General features: G+C 37.5%; 25 protein-coding genes and 1 tRNA gene. 8 read left to right on the top strand and 18 right to left on the bottom strand.

The annotated features are described in order from the left end of the window. Positions 1-2: 2 nt before the first annotated feature. The 6 genes from ACNTMY_RS02005 to ACNTMY_RS01980 form a co-directional block, all read right to left on the bottom strand. Positions 3-1,028: a diguanylate cyclase domain-containing protein gene (locus ACNTMY_RS02005; RefSeq protein ID WP_423216454.1), complete on the bottom strand. Its 1,026-nt coding sequence runs from the start codon at positions 1,026-1,028 to the stop codon at positions 3-5. Between the two features lie 209 nt (positions 1,029-1,237). Next, positions 1,238-1,302, bottom strand: a tRNA-OTHER gene (locus ACNTMY_RS02000). 39 nt (positions 1,303-1,341) lie between these two features. Next, entirely contained in the window at positions 1,342-1,980 is a 639-nt protein-coding gene (gene trmB, locus ACNTMY_RS01995; protein ID WP_021141720.1) for a tRNA (guanosine(46)-N7)-methyltransferase TrmB, read from the bottom strand. Then, a complete protein-coding gene (gene ccrZ / locus ACNTMY_RS01990; protein ID WP_423215237.1) occupies positions 1,980-2,813 on the bottom strand; it encodes a cell cycle regulator CcrZ in 834 nt (277 codons plus the stop codon). The genes trmB and ccrZ overlap by 1 nt, the downstream gene beginning before the upstream one ends. 33 nt (positions 2,814-2,846) lie before the next feature. After that, positions 2,847-3,881, bottom strand: coding sequence for an ABC transporter permease (locus ACNTMY_RS01985; RefSeq protein WP_423216453.1), 1,035 nt, complete (start codon positions 3,879-3,881; stop codon positions 2,847-2,849). A gap of 2 nt (positions 3,882-3,883) precedes the next feature. Beyond that, positions 3,884-4,609, bottom strand: coding sequence for an ABC transporter ATP-binding protein (locus ACNTMY_RS01980; RefSeq protein WP_423216452.1), 726 nt, complete (start codon positions 4,607-4,609; stop codon positions 3,884-3,886). A 63-nt stretch (positions 4,610-4,672) separates the two neighbouring features. Between ACNTMY_RS01980 and ACNTMY_RS01975 the strand changes: the two genes are divergently transcribed. Both ACNTMY_RS01975 and ACNTMY_RS01970 read left to right on the top strand, forming a co-directional pair. After that, positions 4,673-5,092: an HIT family protein gene (locus ACNTMY_RS01975; RefSeq protein WP_423216451.1), complete on the top strand. Its 420-nt coding sequence runs from the start codon at positions 4,673-4,675 to the stop codon at positions 5,090-5,092. Continuing rightward, positions 5,089-5,403, top strand: a complete 315-nt coding sequence (locus ACNTMY_RS01970; RefSeq protein WP_423216450.1) for a hypothetical protein — start codon at positions 5,089-5,091, stop codon at positions 5,401-5,403. Before ACNTMY_RS01975 ends, ACNTMY_RS01970 begins: the two co-directional genes overlap by 4 nt. 75 nt (positions 5,404-5,478) lie before the next feature. Here ACNTMY_RS01970 and brpA read toward each other — a convergent pair whose 3' ends face one another. From brpA to ACNTMY_RS01940, 6 genes are all read right to left on the bottom strand, one after another. Further along, positions 5,479-6,645, bottom strand: coding sequence for a biofilm formation/cell division transcriptional regulator BrpA (gene brpA, locus ACNTMY_RS01965; protein ID WP_423216449.1), 1,167 nt, complete (start codon positions 6,643-6,645; stop codon positions 5,479-5,481). A gap of 10 nt (positions 6,646-6,655) precedes the next feature. Then, on the bottom strand, positions 6,656-7,168 hold the full coding sequence (locus tag ACNTMY_RS01960) for a GNAT family N-acetyltransferase (protein WP_423216448.1): 513 nt from the start codon (positions 7,166-7,168) through the stop codon (positions 6,656-6,658). Beyond that, on the bottom strand, positions 7,161-7,604 hold the full coding sequence (gene tsaE, locus ACNTMY_RS01955) for a tRNA (adenosine(37)-N6)-threonylcarbamoyltransferase complex ATPase subunit type 1 TsaE (protein WP_423216447.1): 444 nt from the start codon (positions 7,602-7,604) through the stop codon (positions 7,161-7,163). Before tsaE ends, ACNTMY_RS01960 begins: the two co-directional genes overlap by 8 nt. 172 nt (positions 7,605-7,776) lie before the next feature. Then, positions 7,777-9,198: an NCS2 family permease gene (locus ACNTMY_RS01950; RefSeq protein ID WP_423216446.1), complete on the bottom strand. Its 1,422-nt coding sequence runs from the start codon at positions 9,196-9,198 to the stop codon at positions 7,777-7,779. A 104-nt stretch (positions 9,199-9,302) separates the two neighbouring features. Then, the gene (locus tag ACNTMY_RS01945; RefSeq protein WP_423216445.1) at positions 9,303-9,902 is read right to left on the bottom strand and encodes a DUF1361 domain-containing protein; all 600 of its coding nucleotides are present in this window, start codon (positions 9,900-9,902) and stop codon (positions 9,303-9,305) included. Between the two features lie 105 nt (positions 9,903-10,007). Then, on the bottom strand, positions 10,008-10,592 hold the full coding sequence (locus ACNTMY_RS01940) for a hypothetical protein (protein ID WP_423216444.1): 585 nt from the start codon (positions 10,590-10,592) through the stop codon (positions 10,008-10,010). Positions 10,593-10,680: 88 nt separating this feature from the next. On the opposite strand from ACNTMY_RS01940, the gene ACNTMY_RS01935 reads away from it, so the two are divergent. From ACNTMY_RS01935 to serS, 6 genes are all read left to right on the top strand, one after another. After that, positions 10,681-11,496 carry an HAD family hydrolase gene (locus tag ACNTMY_RS01935; protein ID WP_423216443.1) on the top strand — a complete coding sequence of 272 codons (816 nt, stop codon included), beginning with the start codon at positions 10,681-10,683 and terminating at the stop codon, positions 11,494-11,496. A gap of 328 nt (positions 11,497-11,824) precedes the next feature. Continuing rightward, positions 11,825-12,814: a PTS sugar transporter subunit IIB gene (locus ACNTMY_RS01930; RefSeq protein ID WP_423216442.1), complete on the top strand. Its 990-nt coding sequence runs from the start codon at positions 11,825-11,827 to the stop codon at positions 12,812-12,814. Positions 12,815-12,980: 166 nt separating this feature from the next. Further along, the gene (locus tag ACNTMY_RS01925; RefSeq protein ID WP_423216441.1) at positions 12,981-13,784 is read left to right on the top strand and encodes a PTS mannose/fructose/sorbose transporter subunit IIC; all 804 of its coding nucleotides are present in this window, start codon (positions 12,981-12,983) and stop codon (positions 13,782-13,784) included. A 15-nt stretch (positions 13,785-13,799) separates the two neighbouring features. Continuing rightward, the gene (locus ACNTMY_RS01920; protein WP_074480759.1) at positions 13,800-14,711 is read left to right on the top strand and encodes a PTS system mannose/fructose/sorbose family transporter subunit IID; all 912 of its coding nucleotides are present in this window, start codon (positions 13,800-13,802) and stop codon (positions 14,709-14,711) included. A gap of 77 nt (positions 14,712-14,788) precedes the next feature. Continuing rightward, positions 14,789-15,160, top strand: a complete 372-nt coding sequence (locus ACNTMY_RS01915; RefSeq protein ID WP_024344595.1) for a DUF956 family protein — start codon at positions 14,789-14,791, stop codon at positions 15,158-15,160. A 246-nt stretch (positions 15,161-15,406) separates the two neighbouring features. Further along, a complete protein-coding gene (gene serS / locus ACNTMY_RS01910; protein ID WP_423216440.1) occupies positions 15,407-16,684 on the top strand; it encodes a serine--tRNA ligase in 1,278 nt (425 codons plus the stop codon). Positions 16,685-16,802: 118 nt separating this feature from the next. Here the strand turns inward: serS and ACNTMY_RS01905 are convergent, their stop codons facing one another. The 6 genes from ACNTMY_RS01905 to fabF form a co-directional block, all read right to left on the bottom strand. After that, positions 16,803-17,573 (bottom strand): acetyl-CoA carboxylase carboxyl transferase subunit alpha, encoded by a 771-nt coding sequence (locus ACNTMY_RS01905; protein WP_423216439.1) that lies wholly within the window; start codon positions 17,571-17,573, stop codon positions 16,803-16,805. Continuing rightward, positions 17,570-18,436, bottom strand: a complete 867-nt coding sequence (gene accD, locus ACNTMY_RS01900) for an acetyl-CoA carboxylase, carboxyltransferase subunit beta (RefSeq protein ID WP_423216438.1) — start codon at positions 18,434-18,436, stop codon at positions 17,570-17,572. Before accD ends, ACNTMY_RS01905 begins: the two co-directional genes overlap by 4 nt. Positions 18,437-18,444: 8 nt before the next feature. Beyond that, the gene (locus ACNTMY_RS01895; protein ID WP_024344594.1) at positions 18,445-19,815 is read right to left on the bottom strand and encodes an acetyl-CoA carboxylase biotin carboxylase subunit; all 1,371 of its coding nucleotides are present in this window, start codon (positions 19,813-19,815) and stop codon (positions 18,445-18,447) included. A gap of 81 nt (positions 19,816-19,896) precedes the next feature. Next, on the bottom strand, positions 19,897-20,319 hold the full coding sequence (fabZ, locus tag ACNTMY_RS01890) for a 3-hydroxyacyl-ACP dehydratase FabZ (protein WP_420543773.1): 423 nt from the start codon (positions 20,317-20,319) through the stop codon (positions 19,897-19,899). After that, positions 20,316-20,792, bottom strand: coding sequence for an acetyl-CoA carboxylase biotin carboxyl carrier protein (gene accB, locus ACNTMY_RS01885; RefSeq protein WP_423216437.1), 477 nt, complete (start codon positions 20,790-20,792; stop codon positions 20,316-20,318). The genes fabZ and accB overlap by 4 nt, the downstream gene beginning before the upstream one ends. 2 nt (positions 20,793-20,794) lie before the next feature. Further along, on the bottom strand, positions 20,795-22,027 hold the full coding sequence (fabF, locus tag ACNTMY_RS01880; RefSeq protein ID WP_021141690.1) for a beta-ketoacyl-ACP synthase II: 1,233 nt from the start codon (positions 22,025-22,027) through the stop codon (positions 20,795-20,797). Positions 22,028-22,064 lie beyond the last annotated feature (37 nt).

Here is a 22,064-nt window from a genome sequence, read left to right as displayed (position 1 = left end):
CGTTATCCTTTCTGATTTTTATCACGGTACATTCTCTCATCAGCGCGAATACAAAAATCACTAAACGACTTTTGCGATTTATAAGAATCAATATAAAATCCGAATGAAGCTGTAACTGGCAGTTGCTTAACTATCATTTCAATCCTGATTAAATTAATCAAAAAGCCAATTTGTCTTTCTGTGAATCCCGGTAATAAAACCGCAAATTCATCACCACCAAGACGAGCAACAATTGCGTCTTTTGGCATTATCTTTGTGAGAATTTTACCAAAATCTACTAAAATCTGATCTCCAACTGCATGACCATACGTATCATTTGCCTCTTTGAATTTATTCAAATCTGACATAATAACCGTAATGCTTTCTTCTTTATCAGTGATGCATTTTTCAAAAGCATATTCAATATACCTACGATTATGAACTTTTGTCAGAGCATCCTCGTAAGCCATCTTTTGTATCTCTAGTTCTTTCTTACGTTGTTCAGTGACATCGACCACAAGAGAGAAAACACCAATAATTTTTCCTTTACGGTTATATATTGGCGAGAACATATTTTGCCAATAATACGTCTCATCTTTATGATGAATTGTATCTAGAAAGGTAAAATTTTCACCATTTTTTGCTCGTTCAATTTTTTCTTTTAAGATTATCGCTCTCTCTTCACCTAAATATTTCAGCGGTGATTCTCCGATTTTAGGTGTAAAACCAAAAACCTCCTGCATCAACCGAACATCATTACGATTAAACGATATAAGTCGATAATTTAAATCAAGAGCGTACATATTGATTGCATCTGAACTCTCTAGGATAAAGTAAGATAACATGTTTCTTCGCCGCGTCAAATAAGATGCAAAAATTGTCGCACCTAAAATAATAATTGAAAGCAGCAATTCTGCGGGGCTTTTATGCTTAATCATTATTTCATCATAAGCTAGTTTCAATAGTAAATTTAAAGCTGTAATAGCCCCAAAATACGTTAACAATCCTTGGTACTTTACTAAAAGTACCTTTACTTTTCTAACAAACATATTGCCTCACTAAACTAGACAGGCTACATCACTTTTACATGCTTCCTGTCGAAAACCATCAATAAATGGTTTTTAAACTCAATATTACAATCCTAGTGAGAATTTCTTCTTCATAACAGTTGTATTGTCTAAAAATTGCAAAAAACGTCCTCGATATTTTAAATTGTTAAAAAATCAAAGGACGTTTTCTCGTTGTATTTAATTGTATAAGGAGAGGAAGGGACTCGAACCCTCAAAATGTTGTAACAACATTCCTCCACTATGCAACCTCTCCAACAGAAGTGCTCATCACTTCTTTGATAGTTTCAGCTAATTACTGAAATTGTGCTTCCACACGGTAAATGACTTGGCCTTTTTTAGAGAACTTCTCTTCATATTCTGTCATGACATTTCCTTCAAAATCACTAGCATGCAAATCCAACCAAACTTGTTTCAAAATCATGCCGTATTGTGAGAAACTTGCTAAGCTATATTCAAACAAGCCTCGGTTATCAGTCTTGAAGTGAATTTCACCATGTTCAGGTAAAATCTGACGGTAAGTATCCAAAAATGTCTTATAAGTCAAGCGTCGTTTTTCATGACGTTTCTTAGGCCATGGATCTGAGAAATTCAAGTACATCAAATCAATTTCGCCGTCTTCAAAATAATTGGTCAAATCTGAACCATCAACTAGTAGCAAACGAACATTTGGTGCTTGGCTATCTAGAACTTTATCCAAAGCGTAACTTAATACTGATACTTGAATATCGATTCCGATATAGTTAATATCAGGATTTTGCAAAGCCATTCCTGTGATGAATGCTCCTTTTCCTGAACCAACTTCGATGTGGATTGGGTTATCATTACCAAAAACTTCGCGCCAATGACCTTTTGCTTCTTCTGGATTTAAGATAACATAGTGTGGGTTATTTTCTAAGTGCTCCTCAGCACCCTTACGTTTTCTAACTCGCATTATTTCTTTTTACTAACTAACTCCCTAAATTTTCGTAAGCCGTAAATTTCTTGGTTTACATGTTCCATATCACGTTTATCAAAACATTTCAAAATTTGTGATAGATATGAAAACTGTCCGTACCATTCAACTTTACTGCGTACTTTTTCATTGTCTTTATAGCCATAATAATTCAACCACTCACCCCAACGTGTGTAAGGAATGTAGTGACTCAAAAGAAAGGCTACATCATACATTCTGTCTGTTAAACGAACTGAATCCCAGTCAACTAGATAAATCATACCACTTGTTGTGATTACCCAGTTACTGTGTTTAATATCACCATGCACAATTGTCGCAACTTCTGAGCGAAACTCTGGCAAGCTGCGTTTTAATTCTTTTACAATACTTTGCAAATAAGTATTTTCACGAATTTGTAATGGTGCATTCTTTTCCCAGTCAACCAACAAATCATATGGATTTTCAATCTTATAGTTCAACTGCAATAATTGATTAACCAATGGACGTGACTTGTGTAAACGCAAAAGAATATGGACAATTTGTTTACTACCCATATCCTCCTTAGTCAAAATTCTTCCATCAAGCCATTCCTGTGCACTCATTGTATCGCCGTTACCAGTTCGACGTACCCACAATAATTGCGGTGCAATTTGTTCTTTTGCAAGAGCTGGCAAAATTGGTGTTGTGTTAAACTTGATAAAGATTTTTTCACCATTTGGATATTGACCAATAAAGGCTTTGCCACTTTTTCCTCGAAGAGGTGTCATTGTCAATTCCTGATCTGATACTGTTGTCACCTGTCTGCCCTCCTTTTCTATTCTATTACTATACATTTCTTCACTTTTATTTTACTTGTTTTACATCAGCTAGTCAATCATCTTCGCGATTTTGTAAGGAAGATACCATTCTGTAACAATTACAGTCACTAAAATGATAAGACCTGCTGCTTTCAATGAAAAGCACAAAACAAGCTCAATTAAACTAATTAAATACGATAAATATCTCAAAAATGCCTTTAGATTAGCCTTTTTCTGTGTTTCTGATGTTGGGTATAAACGTGTTAAATATTGATAATCAAAATGTTGGGCTAAACTCAATAACTGAAAGAGTAAAAGATAGTTAAAAACAAGTGCAAGAGCTGCTGCTACTAAATGATTTGGAATAAATAGCAAAGCTAGGATACTTAATAAAGATAATCGCAAAGTTAATGCTAAGTAATCTGAGCTGCGAAGAAAAGCACGAAGGTACAAATTTGACCATGTCTTAGCATGTGTTTTCTTCACTAATCCAAGCAATTTATCCAAATAAGCACGACGTTTCACACTAGCTGAATTTCCCTTAACAGTTGTAAAGAGAGCAAAAAACTTCAAAATTCCTTGACGACGTTTTGACTCGTAATTGATAGCTGCTTCCCATGAAAAATGTCCATCTTTAAAAAAGACTTTCTCCTTTTCTGTCATCACAAACCATTTCAGAATCGCTAGAACAATCACCAATACAATAAAAATGACTAGTGACATTCCCAATTTAAAGAAAATCGGCGCTAGCAAAATCATCACAATTGTCTGAATCACTGTCCAAATGCCAAACGAACGAATGCGAGCTTGATGAATCGTGCTTACAACTTCTTCTTCCTTGGGGAGATAAAATAGCTTATCAGGTGCCTCAATGTAAGTCGCAATTTTCCCAAGACTAAGCATAGCAAGTGTCACAAGAGCTAAAATAATTTCTAGCCAAATGACATTTTTAGGAAAATGCTGCAGTAATTTTCCGTACTGAAACATCAAAAATCCGAGCAAGAAAAACAACACTAAAACAAAATGGTCATTTAAGACATATCGCAAATACTTTAGACATTGCCCTAAAAAGAGGCGACGTCGTTTTTGAAAAACTTCTTTCATTCTCATCCCTCTTTAGTCAAAGCTATGTAGATATCATTTAGGCTAGCATCTTCCTGACCGAAATCTTCTCGCAGTTCAGCCAAATTTCCTACAGCTCTTACCTGACCATGATGCAAAATCACAAAACGGTCACACATTTTTTCAGCAGCGTCTAGCACGTGTGTTGACATCAAGATAGCCTTACCTTTAGCTTTTTCTTGCGCAAGCAAATCTGTCAAATCAGAAATAGCCAACGGATCCAATCCTAAAAACGGTTCATCGACAATAAACAGACTTGGATTAACCATGAAAGCACAAATAATCATGACCTTTTGCTTCATCCCTTTTGAAAAATTAATCGGGAACCAGTCAAGCTTATCAGACAGACGAAAAAGTTTTAACAGCTCTTTTGCACGCGCCATGGCAGCTTCAAAATCAAGATCATAAGCCATAGCAACAGTTTCCAAATGCTCACGCAAAGTCAATTCTTCGTAAAGACTTGGTGTTTCAGGGATAAATCCAATTTTTTTACGATAATCAGCTTGATTATTAGCCAGAGTCAATCCATCTAGCGTAATTTGACCTTGATAAGGCGTCAAAAGTCCAATAATTTCATTGATGGTTGTTGATTTTCCAGCACCATTTAGGCCAATTAATCCAACAAGCTCACCATCATTTACTTCAAAAGAAATATTTTTTAAAACTGGGATATTGACATATCCACCTGTAAGATTTTCAATTTTTAACATAAGCTACCCACATTTTTTTGATATAATAATTATAACAAAATCAAAGGAATATAGGTGATTCAAATGGAAAATTGCATCTTTTGTAAAATTATCTCTGGTGAAATTCCCTCATCAAAAGTTTATGAAGACGATAAAGTCTTAGCCTTTCTAGATATCTCACAAACAACTAAAGGTCACACTTTAGTCATTCCGAAAGAACATGTTCGCAATGTTCTTGCTATGTCAGAAGAAACATCACAAGAACTCTTTGCTCGTTTACCAAAAATTGCGCGTGCTGTCCAAAAAGCAACTGGTGCTGTTGGTATGAACATCGTAAACAACAACGAAGAAGTCGCTGGACAAACTGTCTTCCACGCACACGTTCATCTTATTCCACGTTATTCATCTGATGATGAATTTGCTATCAACTTCACAGAACATGAACCAGATTTTGAAGCACTTGGCAAATTAGCAGAGCAAATCGCTGTAGAGGTAGAAAAATGAAATTAACACATCTTGTCGCATTTGGTGTGGCAAGCTGTGCTGGTTTTGCAGCCTATCAAGCCTACCAAAAGCGTGAACAATACGCTCAAGAATTTTCTGATGCCGATGAAATCAGCGATAAAATCATTAACGATATCAAAAAGATTAACCGCTCAATTGAAGATATCAATCAACAATTACCAAAATTAGAAAGCATCAGCAAAGATTTAGATTACAAACGACGACTTTTCGAACAAGAAACTAACGGCCGTCTTAATCAGATTGGACAAATTCTTGGAAAATATCAAGAAGCCACTAATGACGAAGTCTAGGGTTAAATCCTAGACTTTTTATTTTGTATTCTCATATAGTAAAAAAAAGCCGACCATCTGGTCGAGCTTTTTAATTTAATAAGCATATGCTTCATCTTGTGAATAATAAGTGTCAGTTGCGTAGTCGCTATAACCGCCTGTATTGTAATCACTATAACCACTATCGTAACCATAGCTGCTGTCATAATCACTGTAACCATAGTCGCTATAACTGTAGTCACTATAATCGCTACCGTAAACATTATCCAAAAGAACGGCACTCGTCTTAAGTTCAGTACTTTCTTCTAAATCAAGTTGTTTTTTAATAGTATTTTGAATTTCAAGCAAGTGGTCTGAACTAACAACTTGATAGGACGCCCCATCAATCATTTGTCCTTCACCTTTAAGTTGGTAAGTTTCAATTGTCTTCAAAGCATCTGTATAACCTAACAAACTTGGAATTGTATTTGATGAAATTTCAATATTAGTCTGCATGTTGTTGCTGACTGCTGAAAGAATCTTCTTATATGAAGATACACTATCAAGCGCTAAAATCTTCTTAAGAACTTTTTGAATAACTTCACGTTGACGTTTTTGACGACCATAATCACCTTCTGGGTCATCGTAACGCATACGTGCATAAACTAGAGCTTGTTCACCATTGATTTTATGAGTTCCTGGCTCAACTGTAGCTGTATACTCAGGCTCATTTTCTGAAATTGAGATTGGAAAATCAAAATCATTTGTCACCGTAATACCGCCTACAGCATCAACCAAATCAACCAATCCTTGCATATTGATTTGCATATAATAATCAATGTTAATATCTAATAAATCTTGAATGGTCATAATAGCCATCTGTGCACCACCTGAAGCGTAGGCTGCGTTCAGTTTCGCTTGAACACCATTCATATCATTATCTTCAGGACCTGTTAATTCAGTCAAAACATCACGTTCAAGACTTGTCATAGTCGTCTTCTTAGTCTTAGGATTAACAGTCACCAAAATCATAGAGTCACTGTTACCTTCCCAAGTTGATTGACGTTCAGAATCCCCTGTATCAACCCCCATCAATAGAATTGAGAAAGGTTTTGTCTGTTCAATAGCATTACTGCTTGACCCAGACGTTTTAAAATCTTTAAAGGTTTTTGCTAGCTCATTTGTTGAAAAATTATAAGCAGTCGTAACATAAGCACCAAGTGCAACAATTGTCGTCACTATGATTGCTGCTACCATCAACAGAATTTTTTTTCCAAGTTTCATTTGTTTACTTTTAGTCTATCAGCCTACTCATCAAGTAGACATTAAGAAATTCTCCATCTTTAGTTTTTGCGCCACGTTCCTTAGTAGCTTCAATCTCAAAACCGAACTTTTCATAAAGGTGAACAGCTCTGCTATTTCTTGCTTGAACTGTTAACTCCAAACGACGAATCATTGGAGTATGACACGCCCAATCAAGAGCAACTTCCATGAGAAGTGAACCGAGGCCGTATCCCCAATATTTTTTACGCACGGCAATAAAAATATCACCAATATGATTTGTCTGAGGCGAATCACTGCTGGATACATTTAAAACACCAGCTAACTCTTTACCAACTCGCACAACTAGACAAATTTCATTGACAGCTGCCAAATGATGATCTAAGAAAATTGCCATATCATCTTGTGACAAAATAGTGTCCGCAACAATAAAATCTGTCTCTTTGCTAACTTGCTCAAGAAGATTACTCAAGGCTGCTGCATCATCTAGCTGTGCTTCTTCGATGATTACTTCTTGCTCAGTCACAAGTCATAGCCTCCGCAAGTTCTTCACTTCGTGAGCCATTAGTTCGTAACTCAATTTGGCGTCCATCCCCTGATGGAGTGATAACCACTTCCAGGTAATCACCGAGTAAATCTTCTTCTAAAAGTTCACCCCATTCAATTACAGACACACCATCACCATACAAGAAATCATCTAAATCAATAGAATCAGGATCATTTCCAATTCGATAAACATCTAAATGATAAAGTGGCAAACGTCCCTCATATTCCCTAACAATCGTATAAGTAGGGCTTTTAATCATTTGAGTAATATCAAGCCCTTTTGCAATTCCTTTGGTTAAAGTCGTTTTACCAGCGCCAAGATTTCCAGTTAGCACAAGGACATCCCCTGCTTGTAAATTTTGACCTAGCCGATAGCCATAAGCCATCAGCTCATCTTCGTTATGACTATAAAACATGTGTCCATTATATCAAAAATCTGCTTTCCTTCCAAGTCTCGCCAGTTTTTTCGCTAAATCTTTTATTAAAAATTAACAAATACTAAAAATTTTCACCTATTATTCGTTTTTAAAAAGAAAAAGCCGAAGGCGAGAGAACAATGCCTTCAGCTTTATCAAATAGAACTATTTTTTATAAGATTGCCAAACTTACAAAGTTAAGAATGAACAAAATATCTAAAATCCACATAACAGCGTGAATTTCTTTTGCTTGACCTCTTACAATTTTAACAAGTGTATAAGTGATGAATCCAGCAGCGATACCATAAGTAATGCTGTAGCTGAATCCCATAAAGATTGATGTAAAGAATGCTGGCACTGCTTCTCCAAGATCATTCCATTTTACATTTTTAAGATTTGAAAGCATCATGATACCAACAATGATAAGAATTGGAGCAGTTGCTTGTGTAGGAACGATTGAAACAAGTGGGCTAAAGAAACTTGAGATGGCAAAAAGTACAGCAACTGTAAGAGCAGTCAAACCTGTACGACCACCAGCTCCGATACCTGCAGCAGATTCTACATAAGTAGTAACGTTTGAAGTACCTGCGATGGCACCTAGTGTTGTACCAACTAGGTCAGAGTAAAGGGCACGGTCAAGTTTTTTAGATTCTTTATTACCACCAGTTGTAGTAATGATACCAACTTTTGCACCAGTACCAACAAGTGTACCGATTGTATCAAAGATATCTGTCAATGAGAATGCAAGGATTGCCATCAAGACACCAGGAATACGTGAAGCATCTGAGAATAGTGAACCTAAACCTTGGCTACCTAGGGCAACACCAAAGATTTTTTTCAAATCATTGATTGATGCAGATAGATTAGTTGCTTCCCAATCGACTGAACCAAGATCTACAACGCCAATCAAAATACCAATAATTGTAGTTGCAGCGATTGAAAGAATAACTCCACCGCGAACTCCTTTAACAATAAGTAAGATTGAAATTGCAAGTCCAATCAAAGCAAGGATAACACCTGGATTATCAAAAGCGACCAAACCTGGTGTAGCAGATGCATTTGCTGTGATTGAGGCAAGACCTTTATCAGCTCCTGAACCAGCTACTGTATATGTTCCAGCGTCGATAGAGAATTTCAAGAATCCAGCATTTTTAATTCCGACATAAGCAAGGAAAATACCGATACCAGCTGAAATAGCTGATTTCAACGCTGCTGGGATTGATTCAATAATCAATCGACGAATTTTAGTTACTGTAATAAATAGTGAAATAAGACCACAGATGAAAACCATAGCAAGTGCTTCTTGCCAAGTATATCCGAGGGCAAAAACAACAGTATATGTGAAGAAGGCGTTAAGTCCCATACCTGGTGCTTGTGCATATGGAAGATTTGCGTAGAAGGCCATCATCAATGTACCAACAACAGCACCAATAATTGTAGCAAGGAACACACCTTGTGTAGGCATTCCAGCTTGTGAAAGGATTGATGGGTTAACAAACAATACGTATGACATTGCAAAGAATGTTGTTAAACCAGCAGTTACTTCTCTACGAACATTTGTACCATGTTCTTTAAGTTTAAAAAACTTTTCCATTTTTAAATGGTTTCTCCTTTTAAAAGGTTAATAATAGTCGCTTTTTCTTCTATTTCCGAACGACTTATATATTCTACCAAAAGATTGTTCAGTTTTCAATAGCTTTATTTAAAATTTTCCCTATCTAAAAAAATAAGACATAAAAGTTGTAAAAAAGTGAAACCAAGCACGAAATGAAGGGCATTCCAGCTAACTACATCTAGGAGTTCATCTATGACCACATTCGGTCTTGTAAAAATATCCCACGAATTTAATCGAGCATAACGTCCAATATGGATGGCAAAACTCGAAACGAAAGATAAAACAGCTATAAAAAACATTCGGATATAATAATTTTTGACTTTAAATGTCACCACAATGTTCTTAACACTTTCAATTCCACACAAAACACCAAATAAAATACTAGATACGTAGAGCATATATAAAATCAAACTTGATTTATCCCACAAAACCGAACTTGTAAAATTCATATGCACAATATCTGTCAGCATGTAGAAAGTATTCGGATAAAAAAACAACCACAAGAAAGCTGCTACAATTTTCACCACTTTATTCTTTATAAAATATGGAATAAAAGAAAAATCAAGAGCTAGCAAAGCCAGGAACATATTCCAAACCAAGTCTGGTCCTTCAAGATGATAATGGTAAATTCCTAGAGAAATAACTCCAAAAAAGAAATGGATTATTGTGATTTTTTTAACCATAAAATTTCCCCTTTCTTACCACAAAATTATAGCAAATTTTCCTATAAAAAGCCTTTAATAGGTAACAAAAAAGCCTAGTCACTCCACCAGACTTTTCATTATAAATTAATCATTATCAAGAACAACAAACATCATTACTTGAACAACCATTAATCCAAGGATAAATGGCATGTTGATAGTTGTTAAAGCATTTGTCACTTGTTCAAAAATATTTAGGTGCTGATTGACAATAACTTTCCAAGTAATTCCTAACGTTCGTAATATTTGAAACATCAAACTAGCTGCAAATGCCACTCCCATGACAAAAAACACTTGGATGTACTGATTCAAATTCAACGGTTTTAAAATCATTCGTAAGCTCAATGTACCTGCAACTAGCGAAAAGACAAGAACAGCTAAGTAAATCATGAATGATGTCATCCCATCTGTCGTCCATAAAACTGTCGTTGCCCATGATCTATCTGCTACACTAAATAGCACATTTAGATTATTAGGATAGAAAAAGCACCACAAAACAAGGGCAGCCACTCGTAAAACAATGTGTTTAAAGTAATAGAAGAAAAATCCCATTTCTACTGCTAACAAGGAAAAAAGGACATTGTTCATTAAACCATCAGTATTGACATGAAAAAATGTAATGCTCAAAATGATTCCTAAAGCAAATAAATGACTCCAAAAAATTTTATACATTAATGCGTAACCTCATTTTTTATTAAAACTATTATATCATACCTACTTTTCTTTTTCTTTGCTAGTCTTTTTTGTTATAATAGCACCTATGACAAAGAAAAAAATGATTGCACTTGATTTGGATGGAACCCTACTGCGTAGTGATAATACCATTTCAGATTATACAGTTGAAACTCTTAAAAAAATCCAAGAAAAAGGACACAAAGTTGTTATTGCGACTGGTCGTCCTTACCGTATGGCACTTGAGCATTATAAACGTCTTGAACTAGAAACACCTATGATTTCTTTCAATGGGTCGCTCACTCACCTTCCAGAGCAAAAATGGGACTTCGAGCATAGCGTAACCATCGATAAAAAATATCTTCTTGATGTTCTTGACCTTCAAAAAAGTGTTCAAGCTGATTTTATCGCAAGCGAATATCGTAAAAAATTCTACATTAGTGCTGAAAATCAAGACATTATTAACCCTAAACTTTTTGGTGTTGAAAAAATTACAGACAAAATGTCGCTTGACATTACCAAAATCACCAAAAATCCAAATGGACTCTTGATGCAAACACGTCACGATGACAAGTATCTGCTTGCTGATGAAATGCGAAAATTCTTCAAGAATGAAATTGAAATTGATTCTTGGGGTGGGCCACTTAACATCTTAGAATTCTCGCCTAAAGGTATCAATAAAGCATATGCACTAAAGTATCTTCTAAAAACAATGAACATGGACAGCGATGATTTGATTGCCTTTGGTGACGAACATAATGATACTGAGATGTTATCTTTTGCAGGAACTGGCTATGCTATGAAAAATGCAAGTGACATCTTACTTCCATTTGCTGATAAACAAACCGAATTTTCAAACGAAGAAGACGGTGTTGCAAAAGAATTAGCGAAAATTTTTCTATAAATTTCTGAAAAACTTCTTTTTGAGAAGTTTTTTCTTTTTTTCATCGTTTTCAAAACATTTTCATTAATTTTACAAAAAATAGACCGTTTTACCCGAACATTATTTTGTATTTAGCACAATTTAATCGCTTTATTTTGCGAGTTTCTGAAAATTTTTCATGATTTGTGTTATTTTTTCTCAAAAAGCTATTGCTTTTTTTGTGAAAACGTTTTACAATAATATCGTTCTTAAAATTTCCTTGGAACGGAAAAGAATTGCCAAGCTTGCTTGGAAGGAGATTATTCTTTTTTGTTTCAACGAAAAATAATCATAAGGAGGAAGAACAAGAATGGGTATCGGTATTATTATTGCCAGCCATGGTAAATTCGCTGAAGGTATTCATCAATCAGGTTCTATGATCTTTGGTGACCAAGAGAAAGTTCAAGTTGTCACTTTCATGCCAAGTGAAGGACCAGATGATTTATACGCACACTTCAACGATGCTATCGCACAATTTGATGCTGATGATGAAATCCTCGTACTAGCTGACCTTTGGAGTGGTTCTCCATTTAACCAAGCTAGTCGCGTTATGGGTGAAAACCCAGACCGCAAGATGGCTATCATTACAGGTCTTAATTTGCCAATGCTTATCCAAGCCTACACTGAGCGCATGATGGACGCTAATGCAGGTGTTGAACAAGTTGCCGCAAATATCATTAAAGAGTCTAAAGATGGTGTTAAAGCACTTCCTGAAGAACTCAACCCAGCTGAAACAGCTGCTGCGCCTGCCGCACAAGCTGCTCCTCAAGGTGCTATCCCTGAAGGAACTGTCATCGGTGATGGTAAACTCAAAATTAACCTCGCTCGTATTGACACACGTCTTCTTCACGGACAAGTTGCAACAAACTGGACACCAGCTTCTAAAGCTGACCGTATCATCGTTGCATCTGATACAGTATCTAAAGACGAATTGCGTAAAGGCTTGATCAAACAAGCTGCACCAAACGGTGTTAAAGCAAATGTTGTTCCAATCAGAAAATTGATTGAAGCAGCTAAAGACCCTCGTTTTGGTAACACACACGCACTTATCTTGTTTGAAACACCTCAAGAAGCTCTCCAAGCTATCGAAGGCGGTGTGCCAATTAAAGAACTTAACGTTGGTTCAATGGCTCACTCAACAGGTAAAACAATGGTTAACAACGTATTGTCAATGGACAAAGATGATGTTGCCACATTTGAAAAATTACGTGATCTTGGCGTAACATTCGATGTTCGTAAAGTCCCTAATGATTCTAAAAAAGACTTGTTTGACTTGATTAAAAAAGCAAACGTTCAATAATTTTTAAATCGAGCTTTCGGCAGCAACAAAAAGAAAGCGTTTCTATAAAGGGCTTTCATCTGCCGTTAGACGATTTAAATTCCTGTTTTTATCCAAAAACGTAAGCCGTGGTTTCTGGCTTACAATTGCACATTGAAAACTTTTATAAACGAAAGGAACTAGAATAATGTCAGTTATTTCTATGATTTTAGTCGTTGTAGTTGCCTTCTTCGCTGGACTTGAAGGTATCCTTGACGAATTCCAATTCCACCAACCACTAGTTGCTTGTACTCTTATCGGTCTTGTAACTGGTAACCTTGAAGCAGGTATCATCCTTGGTGGTTCTCTTCAAATGATCGCTCTTGGTTGGGCTAACATCGGTGCCGCTGTTGCACCAGATGCTGCTCTTGCTTCTGTAGCGGCTGCCATTATCATGGTTAAAGGTGGAGACTTCACAACTAAAGGTATCGCAGTTGCAACAGCAACAGCTATTCCTCTTGCCGTAGCGGGTCTTTTCCTTACTATGCTTGTTCGTACTGCTTCTGTTGCCCTTGTTCACGGTGCTGACGCTGCCGCTAAAGATGGTAACATCGCTGCAGTTGAACGTACTCACTTGATTGCTCTATTCCTTCAAGGTCTTCGTATTGCTGTTCCTGCTGCTCTTCTTCTTGCAGTTCCAACTTCAGCAGTACAAGCTGTACTTAACGCTATGCCAGACTGGTTGTCAGGTGGTATGGCTGTCGGTGGTGGTATGGTTGTTGCCGTAGGTTACGCTATGGTTATCAACATGATGGCTACAAGTGAAGTATGGCCATTCTTCGCTATCGGTTTTGCCGTAGCTGCTATCTCTGACCTTACTCTTATCGCCCTTGGTACAATTGGTGTTGCTCTTGCATTCATCTACCTTAACCTTTCTGAAAAAGGTGGTAACGGTGGTGGAACTATTTCAGGTTCTGGCGACCCAATCGGCGATATCTTGGAAGACTACTAAGAAAGGGGTACAAACATGGCTGAAAAACTTCAATTATCAAAATCTGATCGTCAAAAAGTTTGGTGGCGTTCTACTTTCCTTCAAGGTTCTTGGAACTACGAACGTATGCAAAACTTAGGTTGGGCATATGCTTTGATTCCTGCCATCAAAAAACTTTATACAACTAAAGAAGACCGAGCTGCTGCTCTTGAACGTCACTTGGAATTCTTCAATACTCACCCATACGTTGCTGCTCCTATCATGGGGGTAACACTTGCACTTGAAGAAGAACGTGCAAATGGTGCTGAAATTGATGACACAGCTATCCAAGGGGTTAAAATCGGTATGATGGGACCTCTTGCTGGTGTTGGTGACCCAGTCTTCTGGTTTACAGTTCGTCCTATTCTTGGTGCTCTTGGTGCTTCACTTGCTATGGCAGGTAACATCGTAGGTCCACTTCTATTCTTCTTTGGATGGAACATCATCCGTATGGCATTCTTGTGGTACACTCAAGAACTTGGTTACCGTGCTGGTTCTGAAATCACTAAAGACCTTTCAGGTGGTATCATCCAAAAAATCACTAAAGGTGCTTCAATCCTTGGTATGTTCATCCTAGCCGTTCTTGTTGAACGTTGGGTATCAATTACTTTCGCTGTACAACTTCCTTCAACTAAACTTTCAGAAGGTGCTTACATCGAATTCCCTAAAGGAAATGTAACTGGTACTGAACTACAAGGTATTCTTGGTAAAGTGGCCGATGGACTTAGCCTATCAGCTGAAAAAACTAACACACTTCAAGCTCAATTGGATTCATTGATTCCTGGTTTGATGGGACTTCTTCTTACATTCCTTTGCATGTGGTTGCTTAAGAAAAAAGTTTCACCAATTACAATCATTATTGCATTGTTCGTTGTGGGTATCGTAGCTCGCTTCTTCGGAATCATGTAATAAAAGAAAGGAAGGATTTCGGTCCTTCTTTTTTTATTATGTTATAATAAACTAAAAGCAAACTCAGAGGAGATTACATGGCACAATCAATTAATTCTACCGTTGAATTAACAACTACTGGCGTTTCTTATCTTGGCATGGGAGGAAAAGTCGGAAAGTTCCTTCTTGGCGATAAAGGTCTTGAATTTTACAGTGATGCTAACGTTGAGGACTATATTCAAATTCCTTGGGAAAACATCGAAAAAATCGGTGCTAACGTATCTCACAACAAAGTCAGCCGTCACTTTGAAGTTTTCACTGATAAAGGAAAATTTCTTTTTGCCTCAAAAGACTCAGGAAAAATCCTAAAAGTGGCTCGCAAACACATTGGAAATGACAAAGTTGTTCGCATGTTGACTCTTGTTCAAGTTATCTTAAAAAGGCTATCAAGATTTGTCAAAAAGAAATAAATCTAGTATAATAGTTAGTACGGATAAGTAGGAATTGAGCTTTTCCAGAAAGTCTGCGGTTGCTGCGAGCAGATAGAGTGATAATTCTGAAATTCTACCGTTAATTCAATTAAATAGAAAATTAAGTGCACAGTATGTGAAGCTGGATGGAACCGCGCATTTGCGCTCCAGCAGTTAACATGCTGTGCTTTTTGTTCATCTTGATTATCAAGTCATGTGAACACCAAAAACACTTGGAGGAAATTTATGTTAGACATCAAACGCATCCGCAACGATTTCGATGAAGTAGCTAAAAAATTGGCTACACGTGGCGTTGCTGCTGAAAAACTTGCTGAACTTAAAGAACTTGACGACAAACGTCGTGAATTGCTAATCAAATCAGAATCAGCTAAAGCTGAACGTAACACAACTTCTGCAGCTATTGCACAAGCAAAACGCAACAAAGAAGACGCTTCTGAACAAATCGCTGCAATGCAAAAATTGTCAGCAGACATCAAAGCTACTGACGCTGAACTTGCTGAAATCGATGAAAAATTATCTGAATTCACAGCAACACTTCCAAACATCCCAGCTGCTGATGTTCCTGTCGGTGCTGACGAAGATGAAAACGTTGAAGTACGTCGTTGGGGCACACCTCGTGAATTCAACTTTGACATTAAAGCTCACTGGGATCTTGGTGAAGATCTTGACATCCTTGACTGGGAACGTGGTGCAAAAGTTACTGGTTCTCGCTTCCTATTCTACAAAGGACTTGGAGCTCGCCTAGAACGTGCCATCTACAACTTCATGTTGGATGAACACGCTAAGGAAGGTTACACAGAAGTTATTCCTCCATACATGGTAAACCATGACTCAATGTTTGGTACTGGTCAATATCCAAAATTCAAAGAAGACACATTTGAATTAGCTGATTCTGACTACGTTCTTATCCCAACTGCTGAAGTTCCTCTTACAAACTACTACCGTGGTGAAATCCTTGACGGTAAAGAACTTCCAGTTTACTTCACAGCAATGAGCCCATCATTCCGTTCAGAAGCTGGTTCTGCTGGTCGTGACACTCGTGGTTTGATTCGTCTTCACCAATTCCACAAAGTTGAAATGGTTAAATTCTCTAAACCAGAAACTTCATACGATGAATTGGAAAAAATGGTTGTCAATGCTGAAAACATCCTTCAAAAACTTGGTCTTCCATACCGTGTTATCACACTATGTACTGGAGATATGGGATTCTCAGCTGCTAAAACTTACGACCTAGAAGTTTGGATTCCAGCACAAAACACTTACCGTGAAATCTCAAGCTGCTCAAACACAGAAGACTTCCAAGCACGTCGTGCTCAAATCCGCTACCGTGATGAAGCTGATGGAAAAGTTAAACTTCTTCACACTCTTAACGGTTCAGGTCTTGCTGTTGGACGTACGGTCGCTGCAATCCTTGAAAACTACCAAAACGAAGATGGTTCTGTAACAATCCCAGAAGTTCTTCGTCCATACATGGGTGGCGTTGACGTTATCTCACCTAAATAATAATAAAAACTGCTAATCAATGATTAGCAGTTTTTTAATAAGAAAAAATCCCCTTTGGACCATCCTCAAAATCAAGGAAAATATTTCTTTGACTTGAGGTTAGTACAATGTGGGATTTTTAAAATTTTCTAAAACGTTGATAACGATTTTCAAGAAGCACTTCTAATGGCAACTTGCTAAGCTCATCTAATTCAGTAATCAGATTTGTTTTAATCATTTCAACGATTTCACTTGAAAAATAACCGTGCTCTGGAATGACTTTATCAACAACATCCATGTTGTAAAGTTCTCCAGCAGTAATTTTCATCAATTCTGCAGCCTCAGTTGCTCGTGAACCATCTTTCCAAAGAATTGATGCAAAACCTTCTGGGCTCAAAATAGCGTACATGCTATGTTCAAGCATCCATACCTTATCGGCCACAGCAAGTGCAAGAGCGCCTCCAGAACCACCTTCACCAATAATAATAGCAATAATCGGTACTTTAAGGTCACTCATTTCAAGTAAATTACGTGCAATCGCCTCACCTTGTCCGCGTTCTTCTGCACCAACACCTGGATAAGCACCAGCAGTATTAATAAAAGTAACGACTGGACGGCCGAATTTTTCAGCTTGCTTCATCAAACGAAGAGCTTTACGATAACCTTCAGGATTTGGCTGACCGAAATTGCGTTTTAAATTCTCCTGTAAATTTTTCCCTTTTTGAATACCAATCACTGTCACGGGACGACCTGCAAGACGAGCAATTCCCCCAACGATTGCACCATCGTCTGCGAAATGACGATCTCCATGAAGTTCCATGAAATCATCAAAAATTAAATCCGCATATTCTAAGGTTGTCAAACGTCCTTGATCACGCGCTTCTTTCAAAATTCTTGATACGTCACTCATTTGGCACCTCCATGGAATGCGACTAATTTTGCAATAGTTTCAGGCATTTCAGTACGTTTAACAATAGCATCGACAAAACCATGTTCCAAAAGGAATTCAGCTCTTTGGAAGTCCTCAGGTAAGTTTTCTCGTACTGTTGTTTCGATCACACGGCGACCTGCAAAGCCGACCAAAGCTTGAGGCTCTGCTAAAATAATATCACCTTCCATTGCAAAACTTGCTGTCACCCCTCCTGTTGTAGGATCAGTCAAGATTGTCAAATAAAACAAACCAGCTTCAGAATGGCGTTTAACTGCCGCTGAAATTTTTGCCATTTGCATCAAGCTCATAATACCTTCTTGCATACGAGCACCACCTGATGCTGTGAAAATAACAACTGGCAATTTTTCTTCAATCGCTAATTCAAACAAACGTGTGATTTTTTCACCAACAACCGTTCCCATTGAAGCCATGATAAAATTCGAATCCATGATGGCAAGAGCAACTTTTTCACCTTTAATCAAGGCTTTACCTGTTAAAACAGCTTCTTCAAGACCTGTTTTTTCACGCATCTTAGCCAGTTTTTCTTGATAACCTGGGAATTTAAGCGGGTCTTTTGTTTCAAGTCCTGTAAATAATTCTTCGAAACTTCCTTCATCTACCGTGATAGCTAGACGCTCTTTTGCAGAAATACGGAAATTGTAAGAACAAGATGGACAAATCTTAGCAACACCTAAATCTTTTTGATAAATCATGTGCTTACACGCAGGACATTTAGCAAATAATTCATCAGGGACTTCTGGAACCTCACGCGGTGCGCCTTGATTTAAAGAGTTGTTGGGAGTAATTCGAATGTACTTATCTTTTTTACTAAATAAAGCCATGAAATCTCCTAATCATTTTCCTTATTGTAGTTTGGCAAGAATGTTTCCATTAAGAATGATGTGTCGTAGTCTCCTGCAATCACATGCTCATCAGAAATTAAGTCCATTTGAAACTCAGCATTTGTTGTAACACCCTCAATTTCCAATTCATAAAGAGCACGTTGCATTTTCATCAAAGCATCAAAACGATTTTCACCATGAACAATGATTTTTGCAATCATACTATCATAGTACGGTGGAATTGTATAACCAGGATAAACTGCTGAATCCACACGCAAACCAACTCCACCACTTGGCAAGTACAAATCTGTAATCTTACCAGGACTTGGTGCAAAGTTAAATTTTGGATTTTCAGCATTGATACGACATTCAATGGCATGACCAGTGATTGTGATATCGTCTTGTGTCACTGATAATTCTTGTCCAGCAGCAATACGAATCTGTTCTTTGACAATATCAACACCAGTAACAAATTCTGTTACAGGATGTTCTACTTGAACACGAGTGTTCATTTCCATGAAATAAAACTGAGATGTTTTCTCATCAAGTAAGAACTCAATAGTACCTGCATTTTCATAATGAACAGCACTCGCTGCACGAACGGCAGCTTGACCAATCTTAGTACGTAGTGTCTTACCAATTGCAATTGACGGACTTTCTTCAAGAACTTTTTGGTTATTACGTTGAAGAGAGCAATCACGTTCACCAAGGTGAATGACATTTCCGTGAGAGTCTCCTAAGATTTGAACTTCGATGTGACGCGCTGGGTAAATGACTTTTTCAATGTACATGGCACCATTACCAAATGCTGCTAATGCTTCTTGTGAAGCTGACTCAAAGGCTGGTACCAGTTCTTCAGCAGATTCAACCTTACGAATACCTTTTCCGCCGCCTCCAGCAGAAGCTTTCAACATAACAGGGTAACCAAGTCTTTCAGCAACTTCAAGCGCTTCGTCCGCTGTAAAGACTTCACCGTCTGAACCAGGAATGACTGGAACATTTGCTGCAATCATTTCTGCACGCGCATTGATTTTGTCACCCATTTTATCCATAATTTCGGCGCTAGGTCCGATAAATTTAATGTGCATTTCCTCACACATGGTTGCAAATTTTGAGTTTTCACTCAAAAAACCAAATCCTGGGTGAATCGCTTCAGCTCCTGTTACAATAGCTGCTGATAAGACAGCATTCATATTAAGATAAGAATCTGTCGAACGAGCTGGACCGATACAAATTGCTTCATCAGCCAAATTCGTATGCAAAGAATTTTTATCAGCTTCAGAATAGACAGCTACCGTATTGATCCCCAATTCACGTGCCGCACGAATAATTCGCACCGCAATTTCACCACGATTGGCAATTAATATTTTTTTAAACATACGTCTGCTTTTTCCTCCTATTTGAAATACTTTAGCATTTCAATCAAAATTCTTTTGTCACAGTTTGTATTAACTATTTTCTTAACTACCAATAGCAAACGTCAATGTCCCAGAAGCTGCTAGTTTACCATCAACTTCTGCCTTTGCCTCAACCACGGCAATAGTACCGCGGCGTTTAACAAATTTCGCTGTCATGATTAATTGGTCACCAGGGATAACTTGTTTTTTGAAACGCACTTTGTCCATGCCAGCATAAAAAACCAATTTACCTTTATTTTCTTCTTTTGAAAGTTCTAAAACACCAGCTGTTTGAGCAAGTGCCTCCATGATAAGAACACCTGGCATGACTGGATATTCTGGAAAATGTCCATTGAAAAATGGTTCATTAATTGTCACGTTTTTCACCGCAACAATTTCATCATCACTTACTTCAAGCACACGGTCAACCAAAAGCATTGGGTAACGGTGTGGCAAAGCTTCACGAATTTGTTTAATATCAATCATTTAATACGTACCAATCCTTGTCCAAATTCAACAACTTCTTCGTTATTTACCATAATTTCAGTCACGATACCATCTTTTGGAGCTGGGATTTCATTCATGACTTTCATCGCTTCAATAATTAGCAAAGTTTGGCCTTTTTTAACTGCATCACCAACAGATACAAAAGCTGGTTTATCAGGTGCAGGGGCAAGATAAGCAACACCCACAAGTGGACTTGGAACTTCTTCACCTTCTGCAAAAATATTCGTATCAGCTTCTTCAACATCACTTGTTACTGGAGATGCTGGAGTAACTGGAGTTGTTTCAACTGAAACAGCTGGAGCCGGTGCTGCAGGAGCTGCGGCTGGCACTACTGGTGCTGTGTATTCATTTTTACTAAATGTTAATTCAGATTCAGCAGTTTTAAATGAAAATTCACGTAGGCTTGACTGGTCAAATTGAGCCATCAAATCTTTTACTTCAGAAATATTCACGCTTACGCCTCCCAACGTTTAAATGCTAGTACAGAGTTATGACCACCAAATCCGAATGTATTTGAAATAGCGTAAGTCAACTCTGCTTCTTGACCTTGTCCATAAACTACATTAGCTTCAATGTCTTCTGACAATTCACGTGTACCTGCAGTCATTGGAATGTAGTTGTGACGGATTGCTTCAATTGTCGCAACAGCTTCAACAGCACCAGCTGCACCAAGAAGGTGACCAGTGAATGATTTTGTTGAAGAAACTGGAACATCTTTACCAAGAACTGTTACGATAGCTTTACTTTCACCTTTTTCATTAGCTTGAGTAGAAGTACCATGGGCATTAACATAGTCAACATCTTCTGGAGAAATACCAGCTTCTTTAATTGCCAATTCAATAGCTTTTGCAGCACCTGATCCATCTGGTGTTGGAGTTGTTTGGTGATAAGCATCACAATTGCTACCATAACCAACAACTTCAGCTAGGATTGTTGCACCACGTTTTTGAGCATGTTCTAGACTTTCAAGAACAAGGACACCGGCACCTTCACCCATAACAAAACCATTACGATCTTTATCAAATGGAATAGCAGAACGAGCTGGATCTTCAGTTGTTGAAAGAGCAGTCAACGCATTGAAACCACCAATACCGATTTCGTTGATTGTAGATTCAGCACCACCAGCTAAGATAACATCATGGTAACCAAATTTAATTTCGCGGAATGCTTCACCAATAGCATCATTAGATGAGGCACAAGCTGTTGTAATTGATTTACATACACCACGCGCACCAATACGCAAAGCAATATTACCAGCAGCCATATTTGACAAAGCTTTTGGAATGAACATTGGTTGGATACGTTTGATTCCTTTTTCGTGCATACGAATGATTTGCTCTTGCATTTCTTGCAAACCACCAATACCAGATGACACGATAACACCAGTACGGTCACGGTCAACTGTATCCATATCAAGTTTAGCATTTTCGAGCGCTTCTAAAGTTGCATAAATCGCATATAGAGAATATTGATCCATACGATTTTTATCTTTGCGAACAAAATATTTATCAAATGGAAAATCATGAATTTCACCTGCGTTGTGAACTTTGATTTCAGAATTATCAAATTTAGTAATTGGTCCGATACCAATTTTTCCATCGTGAAGATTATTCCAGAATTCTTCTGGAGTATTTCCGATTGGAGAAGTTAAACCATAACCTGTTACTACTACTCTATTTAATGTCATTTTTGTCTCCTTTTAAGAGAATGTATATTCTAATTTT

The organism is Streptococcus equinus (assembly GCF_049393735.1).
GTDB lineage: Bacteria > Bacillota > Bacilli > Lactobacillales > Streptococcaceae > Streptococcus > Streptococcus equinus_G.
The sequence above is the reverse complement of the archived record's forward strand: the minus strand, read 5'-3'. Positions and strand labels throughout refer to the sequence as shown.